The sequence below is a fragment of the Roseibium sp. HPY-6 genome (assembly GCF_040530035.1).
In the GTDB taxonomy this organism is placed as follows: domain Bacteria; phylum Pseudomonadota; class Alphaproteobacteria; order Rhizobiales; family Stappiaceae; genus Roseibium.
Window position 1 is genome coordinate 1888294 of record NZ_JBEWCD010000001.1, and the last position, 16799, is coordinate 1905092.

The following is a 16799-nucleotide window of genomic DNA, read 5'->3' on the forward strand; positions in this document are numbered from 1 at the left end:
TCAACCCACTCGATAACCATAACGCAGTTTATTTGGACGCAGCAAAGATTTTTTGTTAAAAAAGTGCTAAGTGGCCTGATAGTGTTTTAACTTTCGATATCGTGTAATTCTTAACCATACCGGTGAACGTGAATCGTGTCTAAAGTTCCGGATATCGGGATTAATCTGTCCGCGACTGCAGAAACAGCGGTTGTCGATGCCTCAGACTCCCTTGCACCGATCGCGAATACTCAACTTGTTTTCAAGGGAGACTATACGCGGGAGGGACCAGATCTTTTAATCAGTCATCCCGAACACGGCTCCTTGCTGGTCCTGAACTATTTCAGGCAGGCACAGCCGCAGGATCTCGTCACGGCGGACGGCCCCGTCCTTGACGGCAATACTGTGGTAAAGCTGGCCGGTCCGATCGCGCCGTTACAATCGGCACAGGCAGGAACAGGCCTTGCGGCGACGCCCATCGGCAATGTTCAATCCGCCGAAGGAACAGTAACTGCTCAAAGAACAGATGGCTCAACCGCGACGCTCACGACGGGTGATCCCGTTTTTCAGGGAGATGTGGTTCAAACCGGTGATGGGTCATCTTTGGTCATCGTTTTCGTTGACGAAACCCTGTTCACCCTCTCGGCCGATGCCAGAATGGTCCTCGATGAGCTGATTTACTCTCCGGGTGGCTCCGACAATTCCATGGTCTTGAACCTGGTGCAGGGCAGTTTCGTTTTCGTAACCGGGCAAGTCGCGCCCACAGGCGATATGCGGGTCGAGACACCGACGGCCACTATGGGAATCCGTGGCACGACACCAATCGTGCAGATCAACTCCCTGGATGGAGCAACACGCTTCGCGCTTGCGTTCGACCCGGGTGGGCAGTTGGGGTCTTATCAACTGTTCGACAGGGTGACCGGCCAGCTGATCGGCACGGTGAACACGACTGACAGCACGTTCTTCGTGCCTGCGCCCGGCACGGCTCCGATCATCACGCCGCGCACGCCATCCGAGTTCGCTGCGGTGGAAGGCCAGCTTCAGCAGGCTTATGCTGCCTATGGCGCCGCTGGACTTGGCCAGCAAAATACCAATGACAATGATGGCTTGCAGGACGATAACGGCCCCGGACAGACCGACGCAGGCCAGAACCAGATTGAAGGCGGGCCCGTTCCCGACCTCGGCACGCCGGATCTGTCGCCACTCGGCAATGGCGGCGGCGGGCTGACAACAGACGGACCAGCCGGTTCGGGCGGTGGCAGCGGATCATCTCCACTCGGGCCCAGTACGCCTCCCCCTTCGAACGGCCGTCAACAACCGGGCAACACGAATTCTCCGGACACATTCGACGACAGTGGTCTACCGCCGCCGACCAGCGATGATCTCCTCGTCTTTCTGCCACCAAGTCTGGTCACACAGGAAGACCAGTCGATCAACTTCAGCGGATTGAACGTCGAGATACCAGGCAACGGCCAGGGGACCGTTACGATCGTTGCAAGATCAACCGTCACGCTGGCACAGGTTTCCGGACTGTCCTTCCTTGTCGGTGACGGAATTGATGACAAGGAAGTCTCCTTCAGCGGGTCAGAGGCAGACATAAACGCGGCCCTGGCCGGTATCACCTACACCCCGTCACCGAACAGCGAAACGGGCGGTCTTACGCTTACTGTCTTCGACGGTACGACGACGTTGAGCGCAGATTTACCGATAACAATCCAACCGGTGGATGACCCGCCGATTGTTTACGACATTGCCCTGACCGTCGATGAAAACGGCAGCGTGACCGCACCATTTCTTGGAAGCGACCCGGACCAGGGCGACACGCTCACGCTCTTTGCACTCTCACCCCCGTCACTTGGCACACTCGAAGTCTCGCCGGACGGCACCTTCACCTTCGACACGAACGGTGATTTCGACAGTCTGACGGCCAACACAACGCAAGAAGTCACTTTCCAATACGCGGCCGTCGACCAGACAGGCCTTGTTTCGGAAATTCCGGCGACGGTCACAATAACGGTCACCGGTATGAATGACGCACCGGTGGCTTCCGATTTCGTTCTGACGTCTTCGGGCAGCAGCAACAGCGGTTTCGAAAACGGCTTTGCCGGCTGGCAGCAGGTTGCCGGCCCCCAACCAGGTCCAAACGGTGAGTTTATCGCCAGCAATTACGACTACTCGTTCGACGTTGACCAATCAGGCTTTTTTATTCCCGGCGACGACAACGTGGCCGTGCTCCAGTTTTCCGGCTGGCTGGACAGTTGGGGCGATGGACCTGACCGTGGAACTGTGTTCGGCCCTTCGCTCATCAGTGACGACTTCAGCGCTTTTCAAGGAGAGGTCGTCAGTTTCGAGTACCGATCCTATTTCTCGGTTGACGATGCTTTCCACACCGCCGAATTGGTCAATATCGATACCGGCGTACGCACCCAGGTCTTTCTTGAACAGACCCCGGTCGACACATTTGAGGATGCAAAATCCATTGAAGTGCCGATCGAAATCTCCGGCACCTATCGCATCGAATTCAAGGTCGGCAGCTTCGATGCAAGCGACGGTGGCTCTCTTGGTGCTCGACTGGCAATCGGAACAGCCGGCATCGTGGGCAACGATGTTTTGGCGGGCGCGACCGAGACCTTTGCAGAGGGACGTTTTCTGCAAAATACATCTGATTCTGATGGAGACCAGATCACTTTGGAAAGTGTCTCCGCATCGAGTACCTTCGGCGCCGGCGTTTCAATCGAAAACGGTGCGGTTGTCTATAAGACGGGCAATGCATTTGATTTTCTTGCCCCGGGACAAACGCTCACTGACACTTTTCAATATACGATTAGCGACGGCAATGGCGGCTTTGATACCGCAACAGCTTCCGTGGATGTCGTGGGCGCAGGAAATCGGGCGAACAGCGCGGCGCTGGCATATGAACCCGTGCCTGACCGGTCGGCACCTGCGCCGCAAACCCCGACTCCAGTCGATTTGAACGCTCCTGCGGACAGCATTTCAGTCTCCGGCGTTCTTCCGCTGAACACGGTCACCTATGCGTTTCCGTCTGCTTCAATACAGGGCACTAGTCTGACAAGCTACACGCCGGCTCAACAGATGGCAGCAGTTGCGGCGCTCTCACTTTGGGCCGAGGTCTCCGGTCTGACCATCGAGGAAGCCAATGCATCCGAAACTGCCACCATCAGGTTTCTGAATTCGGCGGACGTCGCTTTTACAGAGACATTTGATACCTCCGCCGGGAGCACGATCGTTACGAACCCCGATGTCGCCGAGACCCTTTCGCCCGACACAGGTACCTATGGGTTTCAGGCGCTCCTGCATGAGACCGGTCACGCTCTCGGCCTGGATAATGCCTCTGCTTCAGTCACCCAGGCGCAGAGCATCATGTCATCGGTGGCGCCTAACGCCATCGGCATCAGTTGGTGGAACGAAAGCGGTACGTGGATCTACGCGCAAACCCCGATGGTCGAAGACATTGCGGCAATCCAGCAGGCCTACGGGGCCAATCCTGAAACCCGCGCCGGAGATACCGTCTACGGTTTCAACAGCACCGAGACCGGCTCGATATATGACTTTACAGCGAACGAAGACCCCGTCTTGACCATCTATGATGCAGAGGGTGTTGACGTTCTCGATTTCTCTGCATGGGATACACCTGCCGTCATTGATCTCAATCCCGGCGCTTATTCATCCGTCAACGGCATGACTAACAATATTGCCATCGCCAATGGCACAACGATCGAAAAGGCAATTGGAGGTGCGGGCAACGACCTCCTTATCGGGACCGATCTTGGCGAAACGCTCGACGGCGGCGCTGGACTTGATACTCTGGTTGGCGGTGGCGGCGCCGATACTTTCGTTCTGTCCCATGACGACTTCGCCGACATCATTGCTGATTTTGAAGTGGGCGAAGACCGACTTGATCTTTCGTCGCTCCTGGACGCCAACTTCAATACCGCCGACGTCGGCGACTATGTAAAGGTTGAGCGAAACGGCGACGACGCGGTTTTGAGTGTCGATGGCGATGGTGCAGGCGGTCCGTCTGTCTTCACGGACGTCGCTGTACTTCAATCGGTCCAAGCGGGGGGGATCATTGACTTTGTCTTTTCAGATAACGGGGTCCAGGCGACCGACAGCGTGGTGGCGTAGCTCCAATAAAGCTGCTTTCAGGCCTCTGCCTCTGATCGGTCCTTCCGCTGAATGAAACGATTGACTGGAAAAATGAAAGCGGCATTCGGAGGCGCTCGTCTGTCCGCCTTCGTGTTGCTCCTTGTGCTGCTCGCGGTACGTGTCATTGATCCATATGTCGTTGAACTTATCCGTCTGAAAACCTTCGACTATTATCAGGTCCTCAAGCCGCGCGAATTTCAAAAACTCCCCGTCGTAATTGTCGACATCGACGAAAAGAGCCTTGCCGAGCTCGGGCAGTGGCCCTGGGCTCGCTCCACACTGGCAACAATCCTGCAGAACATTGCGCGAGCCGGTGGTGCCGCGGTGGCATTCGATATCGTCTTTCCCGAACCGGACCGCCTGTCACCGGACCAATACAGCAAGTCAGTAAGCGGCCTTGGCGCAGCCCTGCGCGAAGAACTTGCGGCCTTGCCCAGCACCGACAAGATCATGAGCGACACCATGCGCCGGATGCGTGTCGTAGTCGGCCAAGCAGGAGGTGTTGATTTTGTCGAGACCGGTCGCAGCGAACAGGCCCAAACCCCGGTTGCCCTTCTTGGACCGGATCCCAAGAAATACATGTTCGAATATCCAAAGCTCCTCAGGAATATCGAAATTCTCGAAGACGCCGCTGCCGGCAAGGGACTGTTTTCGATCTACCCTGACCCGGACGGTATCGTTCGGCGGGCTGCGCTCACAACCATTGCCGATGGAAAGATCCAGCCGGCACTCAGCGTCGAACTTCTGCGTGTTGCAACGGGACAGGATGCCTTCGCGGTCAAGAGCGACGACGCGGGTATTTCATCCATTGTCGTCGGCGGCGTGGAGATACCAACGGATCACAACGGACGGATCTGGGTCCACTACACGCCGTCCAATCCGCTGCGTTTTGTCTCTGCTTCTGACATTGCAAATGGCTCATTTGACCCGACGCTCATTCAAAATCATCTCGTCCTGGTCGGCCCGTCGGCCACCGGTTTGCTCGACCTGAAAGCAACGCCCCTCAATCCTGCAATGCCGGGTGTCGAAGTGCATGCTCAGATTCTGGAAAACATTCTCAGCGAATCGTTTCTAACCCGGCCAAACTTCGCGATTGGTGCAGAACTCGTGGCCGCGGCACTCCTGTCCTTATTGACGATCCTCCTGGTTCCGATCCTCGGCGCGCTCCCGGTGATGGCGTTTGGCTTTGTCCTCGCTGCAAGTTGGGTTGGTGGCAGCTGGTATTTCTTTTCCAGCGAGAAGCTGCTGCTTGATGCCATCTATCCGCTTTTCACCAGTCTGAGTGTGTTTCTCCTTCTGGTCTTTATCAACTACCGCCGTGAGGAGATTCAACGCCAGGAGATCCGGTCTGCCTTCGCGCAGTATCTGGCACCGGACTACGTTGAACAAATCGCCAATAACCCCGAAAACCTGGCACTTGGCGGCGAGCGGCGCAAAATGACGATCCTGTTTTCCGATGTTCGGAACTTCACCAACATTTCGGAGAGCTTCGCGGACAATCCGCAAGGCCTGACGGCGTTGATGAACCGGTTCCTGACCCCGCTTTCCAACGGCATCATGGAAAAGCGCGGCACAATCGACAAATACATGGGCGATGCCATCATGGCGTTCTGGAACGCCCCCCTTGATGATGACAGTCAGGAAATCCATGCCTGCGAGGCAGCGCTTTTGATGGTCCGGCGCATGCGTGCCATCAACGCGGAGCGCAAACAGGAAGCAGACACTGAAGGACACACTTTTTTTCCGTTGAACGTTGGTGTCGGCATCAACACCGGCGACTGCGTCGTCGGAAACATGGGGTCGGAGTTCCGCTTCGATTATTCGGTGCTCGGCGACTCGGTCAACCTCGCCTCAAGATTGGAGGGACAGACCAAGGCCTACGGCGTCACGATCCTAATCGGCAACAACACCGCACAGAAGGTCATGGATCTCTTCGCACTCGTGGAGGCGGACCTGATAAGGGTCAAAGGCAAAAAGGAGCCGGAGCGGATCTATTGCCTTTTGGGGGACATGGACCTTGCTCTCAAGAATTCCTTCGCGATCCAAAAGGCAAGCTTCGAAAAAATGCTCCAGAATTATCGCGAGCAGAAATGGGAAACGGCCCTGTCACACTGCGACGAGGTTCAAAAGGACAAGAAGAACGAGCTTTCACGCCTTGCCGAAACGTTCCGGCAGAGAATCGAAGCCTTCAAGAAAACACCGCCCCCAGCTGAGTGGGACGGCGTTTTCGTTGCCGAAACCAAGTAAAGACAGCTGGCTGCTTCAGCCGTTTTTGACGTTCTGCGTCTGGACCCCGAGCTTGTCGATCCCAAGACGCATCACCTCGCCGCCTTTGAGGTAGACCGGCGGTTTTTGTCCCATGCCGACACCTGGAGGCGTACCGGTTGAGATTATGTCGCCGGGCTGCAGGCTCATGAACCGGCTGCAATAGCTGATGAGATGGGGCACCTTGTAGACCATGGTCGCCGTCGAGCCGTTCTGATAGCGGTGTCCGTCGACCTCGAGCCACATGGCGAGCTGGTCGAAATCACCGACTTCGTCCGGCGTCACCAGCCACGGACCAAGCGGGCCGAACGTGTCGCTGCCCTTGCCCTTGTCCCAGGTGCCGGCCCGGTTCAGCTGAAAGTCGCGCTCGGAGACATCGTTGATCACGCAGAACCCGGCAATATGCGAAAGCGCGTCCACTTCTTCGATGTATTTTCCGCCCTTGCCGATCACGACGCCAAGCTCGACCTCCCAGTCGGTTTTTTCCGAGCCGCGCGGGATCTCCACGTCATCATCAGGACCGATGATTGCCGACGTCCATTTGCCGAAGACGACGGGTTCCGGGGGAACGTCCAGTCCGGATTCGGCGGCATGATCCGCATAGTTCAACCCGATGCAGATGAATTTACCGACATTGCCGACGCAGGGCCCAAGCCGCAGGTCCTCTTGAGGCTGCCCGGCGACAAGCGGCAGGTCCGATGCATTCAGCGTCTGCAGTTTTGCGATCGTATCCGGCAACAATGTGTCTCCGGAGATATCGCTGACATGCGCGGTAAGATCCCGTACGCGCCCCTCATCATCCAGCAAACCGGGTTTTTCTTCCCCGACGGGGCCATATCTCAGCAGTTTCATGGTTCATCTTCCTCGTGTCAGCTCACGTCCTGCCGGCAGATCCGGCAAATCGGGATGGTTCCGCGCTCTGAAATTGCAATGTCCTGCAACTCTTTGCATCCTTCATATTGGATACACCGTGATCGAAGTAGCCCGCATCGATCGGATTCGGTACGTGGTGCAGAATAGCTAAACTATATGCATCGGGTCTGCCCGCCCGGTTCCACGCTTACTATCGGGACGTTGTGCACCACATTGCTTTTAGATCGTCACGCCGCCGTCAACCAGCATCGCCTGGCCGGTAACGAACTGGCTTTCATCCGACAGCAGATAGACTGCGATCGGTGTGATGTCTTCAACCAGCGCCAATCGACCCATTGGTTGCCTGGCAACAAAATCCTTCTCCGCCTGCACCGGGTCGGGCGCCGCATTGATACGGCCACGAAGCGAAGGCGTGTCTACCGTTCCGGGGCAAATCGCATTGCACCGGATGCCTTTGGCAATGAAATCCGCCGCAATCCCCTTTGTCAGTCCGATCACCGCCGCCTTGGTCGCGCCATAGGCCGTGCGGACGGGGAAACCCTTTACTGAGCTCGCCATGGAAGACATGTTGACGATTGATGCAGATCCGGTCGCTTCCGCCTGGCGCAGCATCCCGGGCAGACAAGCACGGGTCAGCCTCATCATGGATGTGACGTTGAGATCGAAACTGAACGCCCAGTCTTCGTCCGAAATATCCAGAATGGTCCCGTGATGAACAAAGCCGGCAACGTTGAACAATCCGTCGAGATCCGGCAAATCGGATGCCAGTTGAGCGATGGCAGTTTCATCGGTGACGTCAAGCACCCGGGTTTCGATACCTTCAAGGCCTGACAGCAAAGCCGCATCCTTGTCGGTCGCAATGACGTTAGCGCCTTCCGCAGCGCAGGCGAGCGCACTGGCTCGCCCCATACCTTGGCCGGCCGCCGTGATGAGAATGGTCTTTCCCTGGAGCCGCATCACATAACCGCCCCTATTTGCCATGGCACGAATTCCACGCCGCCGAAGCCGAGTTGCTCGCTTTTGGTATGTTCACCGGAGGCCACCCGGATCATCAGTTCCAGCAGTTCCTCGCCCTTTGCTTCAATGCTCACACCATCGGTGACGATATCCCCGCAATTGAGGTCCATGTCCTCCGACATACGGCCGTACATTTCCGAATTCGTGGCGAGCTTTATGCAAGGTGTCGGTTTATATCCCGAAACCGATCCGCGGCCTGTTGTGAAGACGACCAGGTTTGCACCCGAAGCAACCTGTCCCGTGACCGAGCACGGGTCGAAACCGGGACTGTCCATAAAGACAAATCCCTTCCGGTCGACCTGTTCGGCAAACTCGTAGACCCCCGCAAGCGGTGCGGTCCCTCCCTTGGCAACGGCACCCAGGGATTTCTCGAGGATCGTCGTCAGTCCACCACGCTTGTTGCCGGGGCTCGGGTTGTTATCCATTTCACCGCCGTTGCGGGCGGCATAGTCCTCCCACCAGCGAACACGCGCGAGAAGCTTCTCACCAACGTCTGTCGTCTCTGCCCTGCTCGTGAGAAGGTGTTCGGCACCATATATTTCCGGCGTTTCGGAAAGGATCGTCGTTCCGCCGTGACGGACCAGAAGGTCGGACGCATACCCAAGCGCAGGGTTGGCGGTGATCCCCGAATAACCGTCCGACCCGCCGCACTGCATTCCGACAGTGATATCGCTGATCGGGACCGGGCTCCGGCTGACAGTGTTGGCAAGGCGCGCGATACCCTCCAGCTCCTCCAGTCCTTTCTCGATCGTCCTGCGTGTCCCTCCCTGTTGCTGGATGGTCATGTAGCGCAAGGCACCGTCGGACCGGATCGGCCGTCCGCCGACGAGATCTGAAATCTGCATGACCTCACATCCAAGGCCGATAAGGAGAATGCCGCCAAAATTGGGGTGCTGCGCGTAGCCGGAGAGCGTGCGGAACAGCGCGGCGTAACCTTCGTTTTCACCCGACATTCCGCAGCCGGTACCGTGCACGATCGGCACGACACCATCCACATTCGGGAAACGGTCCAGCAAACCATTCTTCTCAGAGGCTTCTGCAATGAATTGGGCAACGGATCCCGAACAGTTCACCGACGTCAGAATGCCGATATAATTGCGCGTTCCGGTCCGGCCATCCGCACGCTTGTAGCCTTGAAAGGTTCGTCCCGCTTCAAGGGGCGCAAGCGGCGTGTTCTGGGAAGCAAATTCATGGTCCTGCAGACTGTGACCCTCCATGCCCAGATTGTGCGAATGCACATGGTCGCCGGGCTGAATGGCGGACTTTGCCTGACCGATGATCTGGCCATAGCGGATTACATTTTCACCTTCCGGGATCGGTGCACAAGCGATCTTGTGACCGGGATGAACCGGCGACGCAAGTGGAGCAGGAACACCGTCCAATGAGGTTCCGGATGGAAGCGCCCGTAAGGCGATAACGACATTGTCGTCGCCTCTGAGCTTGATGAAACCGCTTCCGCTCATTCGTGCCTCTCCCGCTTATTTCTCTGCCTCAGTTGTGGACCGGTATCGTCGCTTCGAACTAGCTTGACTTGCCAACTATGTCAACTAACATGTTAGTCGGCTAGAGGCGGACATGACAAGCACCGATATCGACGAAAACAGGCTTCAAGACATCAATGCTTTTGAAGGGTCGCTCGCGCACAGGGTCTATCTGGCGCTTCAGGACGCAATCCTGTCGCTGAAGTTCCTGCCCGGGCAGGTGATCCGAAAGGGACCCGTCTGCGAAAGGCTGGGAGTTTCCAGGTCCCCGGTTGCAGAGGCTATCACCCGCCTTGCCAATGAGGGTCTTGTCGATGTGATCCCGCAGTCCGGAACCCGGATCGCCCACTTGTCGATGGAAGACATTCGCGAAGGAACATTCTTGCGCCAGGCACTTGAACTTGCAAGCGTTGCCAAGGTTGCCGAAGACCGGACGGAAGATCAGTTCGCCCAGATAAACCGGAATATGAGGCTTCAGGACCTGCTCGTGGAAGACAGCGATTTTCCCGGCTTTTACCAGGCAGACGAGGAATTCCACGCGCTCTTGATGGCGTTTACCGGATACCCCAGGCTCAAGACGGTCGCGCGCATGGTATCGCTCCAGGTGACCCGCGCCCGCATGCTGCTCCTGCCGACACCAGGCCGTGCCACGGAGACACTGGACGAACACCGGGCCGTGGTTGATGCCATCCGCATGAAAGATCCTGACGCTGCGCAGCGCGCCATGCGCCACCACCTTGGCCAACTGATGCCCCGCATCGAGGCACTCGCGGAAACACGCCCCGAGCTTTTCCAATCCCGATGAAACAGGAACCAGACATGAAGGTCACCGAAACCATCCTCTTGAACTCGCGAACGAAGCGACCCGTTCCCCTGACCCGTATGGGCTTCGGCGGCGCGCCACTCGGAAACCTTTATCGCAAGGTTTCCGAAGAGGACGCTCAGGCGGCACTTCAGGCGGCTTTTGATGCGGGTATCCGGTATTTCGACACGGCCCCGCAATATGGACTTGGGGTGTCGGAAGAAAGGTTCGGCGTGGCACTGAAACGGTTCGGCAGAGCGAACGTTCAATTGTCGACAAAGATTGGCCGTCTGCTTCTGGATTGCGCCCCGGAAGACGTCACCCCGGAAGCATTTGTCGATGTCCCGCAAAAGCGTATCGTCTTCGACTACACCTATGACGGCGTCATGCGGAGTTACGAAGCCAGCCGGAAACGCATGGAGGTCTCCAACGCCGACATTCTTCTGGTGCACGATGTCTGTGTTTTCTCCCAAGGTTCGCAGGAAGCAAGCGATGCCAAGGTCAGGGAACTCTTTGACGGAGGCGGGTATCGCGCTTTGAACGAACTGAAAGAGGCCGGAGACGTCGCTGCAATCGGAGCTGGCGTCAACGAATGGCAGGTTTGCGAAAAACTGCTCGGGCTGGGTGACTTCGACGGCTTTCTGCTTGCCGGCCGTTACACGCTGCTCGAACAGGAGGCACTCGAGAGTTTCCTTCCTCTGTGCGAGCAGCGCGACGTCGGCATCATCTTGGGAGGTCCCTACAATTCCGGCATATTGGCAACCGGCCCGGTCCCCGGCGCGAAATACAACTACACCGATGCACCGCCTGACGTCCTGGAGCGCGTTGGCAAGATTGAAGCTGTCTGCAAAGCTCACGACACGCCGCTGATCGCTGCCGCGCTGCAATTTGTCCTGGGCCATCCAAGCGTCAAGACCGTCATTCCCGGTGCGGTCAATGCGCGCGAGGTGAGCGCCAACGTCGAGGTTCTGGAAACGCCGATACCGGCAGCACTCTGGTCCGACCTTCGCGGTGAAGGGCTTATCCGTCCTGATGCGCCACTGCCTTCAGAGACCAGCCATGCTGCGTGACATCGACCCGATTCTGTCGCCTGAGCTCCTCTATGCCCTGCGCGCCATGGGTCATGGCGACGAGATCGTCATCTCTGACGCCAATTTTCCCGGAGAAGGCCTGGGACCGGACTGCATCCGGGCCGATGGCTCGACGGCAAGCGAGATGCTGGAAGCAATCCTCTCCGTCATGCCACTGGACAGCTTCGTCCCGGACCCTGCGCTCACCATGCAGGTTGTCGGAGATCCGGACGCCGTACCGGATGCCGTTGCCGACTTTCAGAACATCATCAACGCAACCGCGGACAATCCTGCCGAAATCCAGACCCTGGAACGGTTTGCCTTCTATGAGCGCGCGGCGAAGGCATTTGCCGTCGTGCAAACGGGAGAGCGGCGATTATACGGCAACATCATTCTGAAAAAAGGCGTGATCGGATGACACGGATCGATGCGCATCAGCATTTCTGGGATCTCGAACGCGGCGACTACGGCTGGCTGACCCCGGATCTCAAGCCGATCTACCGGAACTTTCTGTCCAATGACCTTGCTCCGCATCTCAGCGAACACGGCATAACCGGCACGATCCTGGTACAAGCAGCCCCTACGCTCGCCGAAACGCGGTTCATGCTCAAGATTGCCGAAAACACGCCTTCGGTTAAAGGGGTTGTCGGCTGGGTTGACTTTGAACGGCCGGACGCGCCGGAAACGATTGCAGAGCTTGCCTCACATCCGGCCATGGTTGGCCTGCGGCCGATGATCCAGGATATTGCAGATGATGACTGGATGCTGCGCGACGACCTTACACCGGCCTTCGAAGCCTTGATCGACAACCTGTTGACGTTCGATGCCCTCACCTTGCCCCAGCATCTGGACAACCTGGTCACGCTGATCGGCCGGCACCCCGACATGTGCGTCGTGATCGATCACGGCTCCAAGCCGCTTATCCGGGAAGGCCGCATTGACGCCTGGGCCGCCGACATGGCGATCCTGGCGAAAGACAGCAACGCATTCTGCAAACTTTCAGGGCTTGTCACCGAGGCTCGTGCCGATTGGACAGTGGATCATCTCCGTCCTTACGTGGATCATCTTCTGGCAACCTTCGGCCCAAACCGGCTCATTTGGGGAAGCGACTGGCCGGTCTGCCTTTTGGCGAGCAGCTACGAACGCTGGGTCGAAACGACCGAGCTGCTTCTGGACGAACTCAGCGCTGAGGAGAAAAACGCCGTGCTTGGCCTGAATGCCCTGCGTGCCTATGGGCTGAGCTGATCACTGGCTCCAAACGCACGTCAATACGCAGAGCATCAGGTGAGCGCTTTGGTCGATGATCTTTGCGCTGCCTTCAAATATCGCCTTCAGCGGAATCTGACGCGCTGTCACTTGTTGAGGAGTGCGTCGACCATCGCGCGGCTGTTGTGTGCGGGTCTTTCTGCTGCCCTGGTTTCCTGTTGGCATCTTCTGTTTTCGACTGCGATGCCGTGTGCTGGCCGAGACGCCCGGTGGAGCGTTCAAGCGGCGTGATACGGGTTGCAAGGAACATGGATTGAGCGAACAAATCTAGCATTGCCTGGACCTCCTGAAGCAACCCTAGATCCGCAATCATTATCACAGAAACGAATTATATTGCTTACTGTGATGAGATCTGGAAATGATAAGCCATGAAGCGTGATCTCGAAATGGACCTGCTCCGATCATTCGTTGCTGTTGCCGCGCACCGTAACTTTACGCGCGCCGCGGAGGCTGTCGGGAGAACCCAATCGGCGGTCAGCCTGCAAATCAAGCGACTTGAAGAGATTGTCGAAAAACGCCTTTTCGAGCGCACGCGTCAGTCTGTCTCCATCACCCAAACAGGAGAGGCCCTGCTGGTTTATGCCAACCGCATTCTGGCGGCAAACGACGCGGCACTGTCTCACCTTCAGCGTCCTGAAGTCGAAGGGCTGGTCAGGATCGGTGCGCCCGATGACTACGCGACTTTCATGATCCCGCCTCTCCTATCCGCGCTTTCCAGGGAACACCCCCGATTGCAGTTCGAGGTTACGTGCGACAACGCCTGCGATCTGCTGCCGCAACTCAAGCAGGGTCAGCTTGATCTGGTCGTCGCCACTCACCGTCCCGACGCAGTTGCGGGTCAGATCGCAAGGTATGAACCCCTGCATTGGGTTGCCTCGCCCGATTTCACAGATGATCCCGAGGAACCGCTGTCGCTGGTGTTGTTTCCCGTTGGATGCGTTTGCAGAGAGATTGCCCTTGATGCGTTGAAGCGCATCGACCGGTCCTGGCGCGTTACCTATTCAACCCGCAGCATCGGCCTGATGGAAAAGGCGTTGCAGGACGGATCGGCGGTATCCGCGATGGAGGCTTCGGTCATACCGTCCGGCCTCAGGATCGTGGAACGAGCGGCCGGTTTACCGCCGCTCCCGGAGGTTGTCATTTCCGTGCACCAATCCAACACGGCCGAAGCGCATGTTTCGCTCGCAGCGGATTTTCTTCTTAAAAAGCTGGGACAGAAAGAAACGCAAGCCGTTTCCTGACGGAGCGTGCCGGTTCCCTAACGCCCGTGCAACAATTTGCTCCGCTGGCGACACGGCATGAAAGCCCAAGAACGACAATCAGTGTCGACGCCAGCGCGGCGCGTTGCGAACGAGCTTGTGGCGCACGCGTTCAAAACACACCGGTGGGTGCCGACCGTGCCCGGGACATGCGAGATCTGGCCTGTTCGCCTAACGAAGTGACTGCCCGGTTGGATAGGCCGATACCTTGGGCAGGTTTAGTCCTGCACCAGTTGGATGTGCCTTCCCGGGGTAAGGCCGTTGACCTTGTCGACAATCGACTCCGCATCGATGCCGAAGTGACGATAAAGGTCTCCAATCGTTCCGGTCTGTCCGAAATGTTCTACGCCCATTGGGATCGTGCGATGCCCGGCGACACTGCCCAGCCAGGCAAGCGTGGCCGGATGGCCGTCAATGACAGTGATCAGTTGGCAGTGAGCAGGCAGATCGGCCAATAGTCGCTCGGCATGCGACAACGCCAGTGTGTTACCGCGCGCACGTGCTCTTTGCGCTGCGGTCCAGCCGGCATTCAGGCGATCGGCGGACGTGACCGCGAGCACCCCGATATCGCGCCGGTTTCCGGCGAGGTGCCCCGCGGCGCGGATCGCTTCCGGGGCAACGACACCCTGATAGGCAATGACGACCTCACAATTGGGACCGGGTTTGCGCAGCCAGTAGGCCCCGTCAATCGCGCCTTGCCGGAAATCGTCGTCGGCGCGCTTGACGGGTTGCTCGATCGAGTTGGTGGACAAACGCAGGTAAACCGACCCGCCGGTCTCGTCGCGGAGCCAGGTTCGCTCGTCCGGGTCCCCTTCCCCATCACGCTGGAGATAGTCGAAGGCCCACTCCATGATGACGGCAAGTTCATCGGCGAAGGCGGGCTCGAAGGCAGCAAGCCCATCCTGGCTCATGCCGATCAGCGGTGTGCCGATGGACTGGTGCGCGCCGCCCTCCGGCGCGAGCGTCGCACCAGAGGGCGTTCCGACAATCATGAAACGTGCATCCTGGTAACAGGCATAATTCAGGGCATCGAGGCCTCGGCACACAAACGGGTCATAGACTGTCCCGATCGGGATCAGGCGCTCGCCGAACAGCGTGTGCGAAAGGCCCGCGGCCCCCAGCAGCAGAAACAAGTTCATCTCCGCGATACCGAGTTCGATATGCTGCCCGTCCGGCGTGAATTCCCACTTTGCCGTGGATGGAATGCGATGTTCGATAAACGCGTCCGACAGGGCATGGCGGGCGAACAGTTTGCGCCGGTTGACCCAGGGGCCGAGATTGGTGGTTCCGGTCACGTCCGGCGACGTCGTAACGATCCGCTCCGCAAGTTTGCTATCACCTTTTGACAGATCGTCGAGCACCTTGCCAAAGGCCATCTGGGTCGAGAGGTCCCGATCTGATTGCAGTTCGATCGCCGGAACGTCAATCGGCTTGTCGGAGTAGCGCCGGGTGCCTCTGGAGAAAAAGGGCACCGTTCCCAGAAATGTCCTGAGCGCTTCAACATCTGCAACTGTCGCAAACGGCTCCCACTCTTGACCTTCTGCGACACCCATATGCTCCTGCCATGCAGCCATCTGGGACTTGTTCATCAGGCCGCCGTGATTGTCCTTGTGCCCGGCTATCGGTGTTCCCCATCCCTTGATAGTGTAGGCAAGGAAACAGGTCGGGCGGTCATGATCGATCGAGGCAAAGACGTCGCGCATCGTCTCGGTGCAATTGCCCCCCAGATTTTCCATGAGTTCGGCCAGCTCGGCGTCGCTGCGCCGGTCGATGAGCGCCGTCACATCGCCCTGATCGCCAAGATCATCCATCAGGCGCTGGCGCCAGACCTTGCCCCCCATGAACGTCAACGCGGCATAGTCCTGGTTGGAACACTTATCGATCCAGCGCCGCAGATTGTCGCCGCCCGGTTCTTCAAAGGCGGCGCGTTGAAGCGCGCCATACTTCACGCGGACAACATCCCAGCCGAAGGCGTCGAATATCTTTTCGACCCGGTCGAACAGCCCCTCGCGCACGATTCCATCCAGCGATTGCCGATTGTAGTCAATGATCCACCAGCAGTTTCGAAGATCGTTTTTCCACCCCTCCTGCAAAGCCTCATAGACATTGCCTTCATCGAGCTCGGCATCTCCGACCAGCGCAATCATGCGTCCGAGCGGCCGGTCCAGCGCCCAGTGTTTGGCGTTGATGTAGTCTTGCACCAAAGACGCGAATGATGTGATCGCAACTCCGAGGCCAACCGAGCCGGTGGAAAAATCAACGTCGTCGATATCCTTGGTCCTCGACGGGTAGGATTGCACACCTCCAAAGCCTCTGAAATTTTCCATGTTCTCCCGCGTCTGGTTGCCCATCAGGTATTGGATCGCATGGAAAATAGGTGAAGCGTGCGGTTTCACCGCGACACGGTCTTCGGGCCTGAGTGCGGAAAAATAGAGCGCCGTCATGATCGAAACCATCGAGGCGGAACTCGCCTGATGTCCGCCAACCTTGATCCTGTCGACTTTCGGCCGGATGTGATTGGCGTGATGGATCATCCAGTGCGACAGCCACAGCAGTCTTTTTTCGATCGTCTTGAGGTGCTCGGTGCTCATTGCGAAGATCCTGTTGGTTCGATGTTCTC

Annotated in this window: 12 protein-coding genes; 7 read left to right on the forward strand and 5 right to left on the reverse strand. The window is 57.8% G+C overall.

Annotated elements, in window-relative coordinates:
• Positions 1 to 135: 135 nt before the first annotated feature.
• On the forward strand, positions 136 to 4125 hold the full coding sequence (locus ABVF61_RS08800; RefSeq protein ID WP_353993140.1) for a M10 family metallopeptidase C-terminal domain-containing protein: 3990 nt from the start codon (positions 136 to 138) through the stop codon (positions 4123 to 4125).
• Between the two features lie 72 nt (positions 4126 to 4197).
• On the forward strand, positions 4198 to 6393 hold the full coding sequence (locus ABVF61_RS08805) for a CHASE2 domain-containing protein (protein WP_353993141.1): 2196 nt from the start codon (positions 4198 to 4200) through the stop codon (positions 6391 to 6393).
• A gap of 15 nt (positions 6394 to 6408) precedes the next feature.
• Here the strand turns inward: ABVF61_RS08805 and ABVF61_RS08810 are convergent, their stop codons facing one another.
• The 3 genes from ABVF61_RS08810 to ABVF61_RS08820 form a co-directional block, all read right to left on the reverse strand.
• The gene (locus ABVF61_RS08810; RefSeq protein ID WP_353993142.1) at positions 6409 to 7263 is read right to left on the reverse strand and encodes a fumarylacetoacetate hydrolase family protein; all 855 of its coding nucleotides are present in this window, start codon (positions 7261 to 7263) and stop codon (positions 6409 to 6411) included.
• Positions 7264 to 7503: 240 nt separating this feature from the next.
• Positions 7504 to 8265 carry an SDR family oxidoreductase gene (locus tag ABVF61_RS08815; RefSeq protein WP_502949936.1) on the reverse strand — a complete coding sequence of 254 codons (762 nt, stop codon included), beginning with the start codon at positions 8263 to 8265 and terminating at the stop codon, positions 7504 to 7506.
• Positions 8241 to 9764, reverse strand: coding sequence for a UxaA family hydrolase (locus tag ABVF61_RS08820; protein WP_353993143.1), 1524 nt, complete (start codon positions 9762 to 9764; stop codon positions 8241 to 8243). The genes ABVF61_RS08815 and ABVF61_RS08820 overlap by 25 nt, the downstream gene beginning before the upstream one ends.
• A 112-nt stretch (positions 9765 to 9876) precedes the next feature.
• Between ABVF61_RS08820 and ABVF61_RS08825 the strand changes: the two genes are divergently transcribed.
• Genes ABVF61_RS08825 through ABVF61_RS08840 form a run of 4 tightly spaced genes read left to right on the forward strand, consistent with a single transcriptional unit; the run spans position 9877 to position 12899 of the window.
• Complete coding sequence (locus ABVF61_RS08825; RefSeq protein WP_353993144.1) at positions 9877 to 10587, forward strand: GntR family transcriptional regulator; 711 nt, start codon at positions 9877 to 9879, stop codon at positions 10585 to 10587.
• Between the two features lie 14 nt (positions 10588 to 10601).
• Entirely contained in the window at positions 10602 to 11654 is a 1053-nt protein-coding gene (locus ABVF61_RS08830) for an aldo/keto reductase (protein ID WP_353993145.1), read from the forward strand.
• Positions 11644 to 12072 (forward strand): L-fucose mutarotase, encoded by a 429-nt coding sequence (fucU, locus tag ABVF61_RS08835; protein WP_353993146.1) that lies wholly within the window; start codon positions 11644 to 11646, stop codon positions 12070 to 12072. The genes ABVF61_RS08830 and fucU overlap by 11 nt, the downstream gene beginning before the upstream one ends.
• Positions 12069 to 12899 (forward strand): amidohydrolase family protein, encoded by an 831-nt coding sequence (locus tag ABVF61_RS08840; protein ID WP_353993147.1) that lies wholly within the window; start codon positions 12069 to 12071, stop codon positions 12897 to 12899. The genes fucU and ABVF61_RS08840 overlap by 4 nt, the downstream gene beginning before the upstream one ends.
• Positions 12900 to 12972: 73 nt before the next feature.
• On the opposite strand, the gene ABVF61_RS08845 is transcribed toward ABVF61_RS08840, so the two are convergent.
• Positions 12973 to 13194: a hypothetical protein gene (locus tag ABVF61_RS08845; RefSeq protein ID WP_353993148.1), complete on the reverse strand. Its 222-nt coding sequence runs from the start codon at positions 13192 to 13194 to the stop codon at positions 12973 to 12975.
• Positions 13195 to 13288: 94 nt separating this feature from the next.
• Between ABVF61_RS08845 and ABVF61_RS08850 the strand changes: the two genes are divergently transcribed.
• The gene (locus tag ABVF61_RS08850) at positions 13289 to 14161 is read left to right on the forward strand and encodes a LysR substrate-binding domain-containing protein (RefSeq protein ID WP_353993149.1); all 873 of its coding nucleotides are present in this window, start codon (positions 13289 to 13291) and stop codon (positions 14159 to 14161) included.
• A 236-nt stretch (positions 14162 to 14397) separates the two neighbouring features.
• Here ABVF61_RS08850 and ABVF61_RS08855 read toward each other — a convergent pair whose 3' ends face one another.
• Positions 14398 to 16770, reverse strand: coding sequence for a thiamine pyrophosphate-binding protein (locus ABVF61_RS08855; protein ID WP_353993150.1), 2373 nt, complete (start codon positions 16768 to 16770; stop codon positions 14398 to 14400).
• Positions 16771 to 16799: the final 29 nt, after the last annotated feature.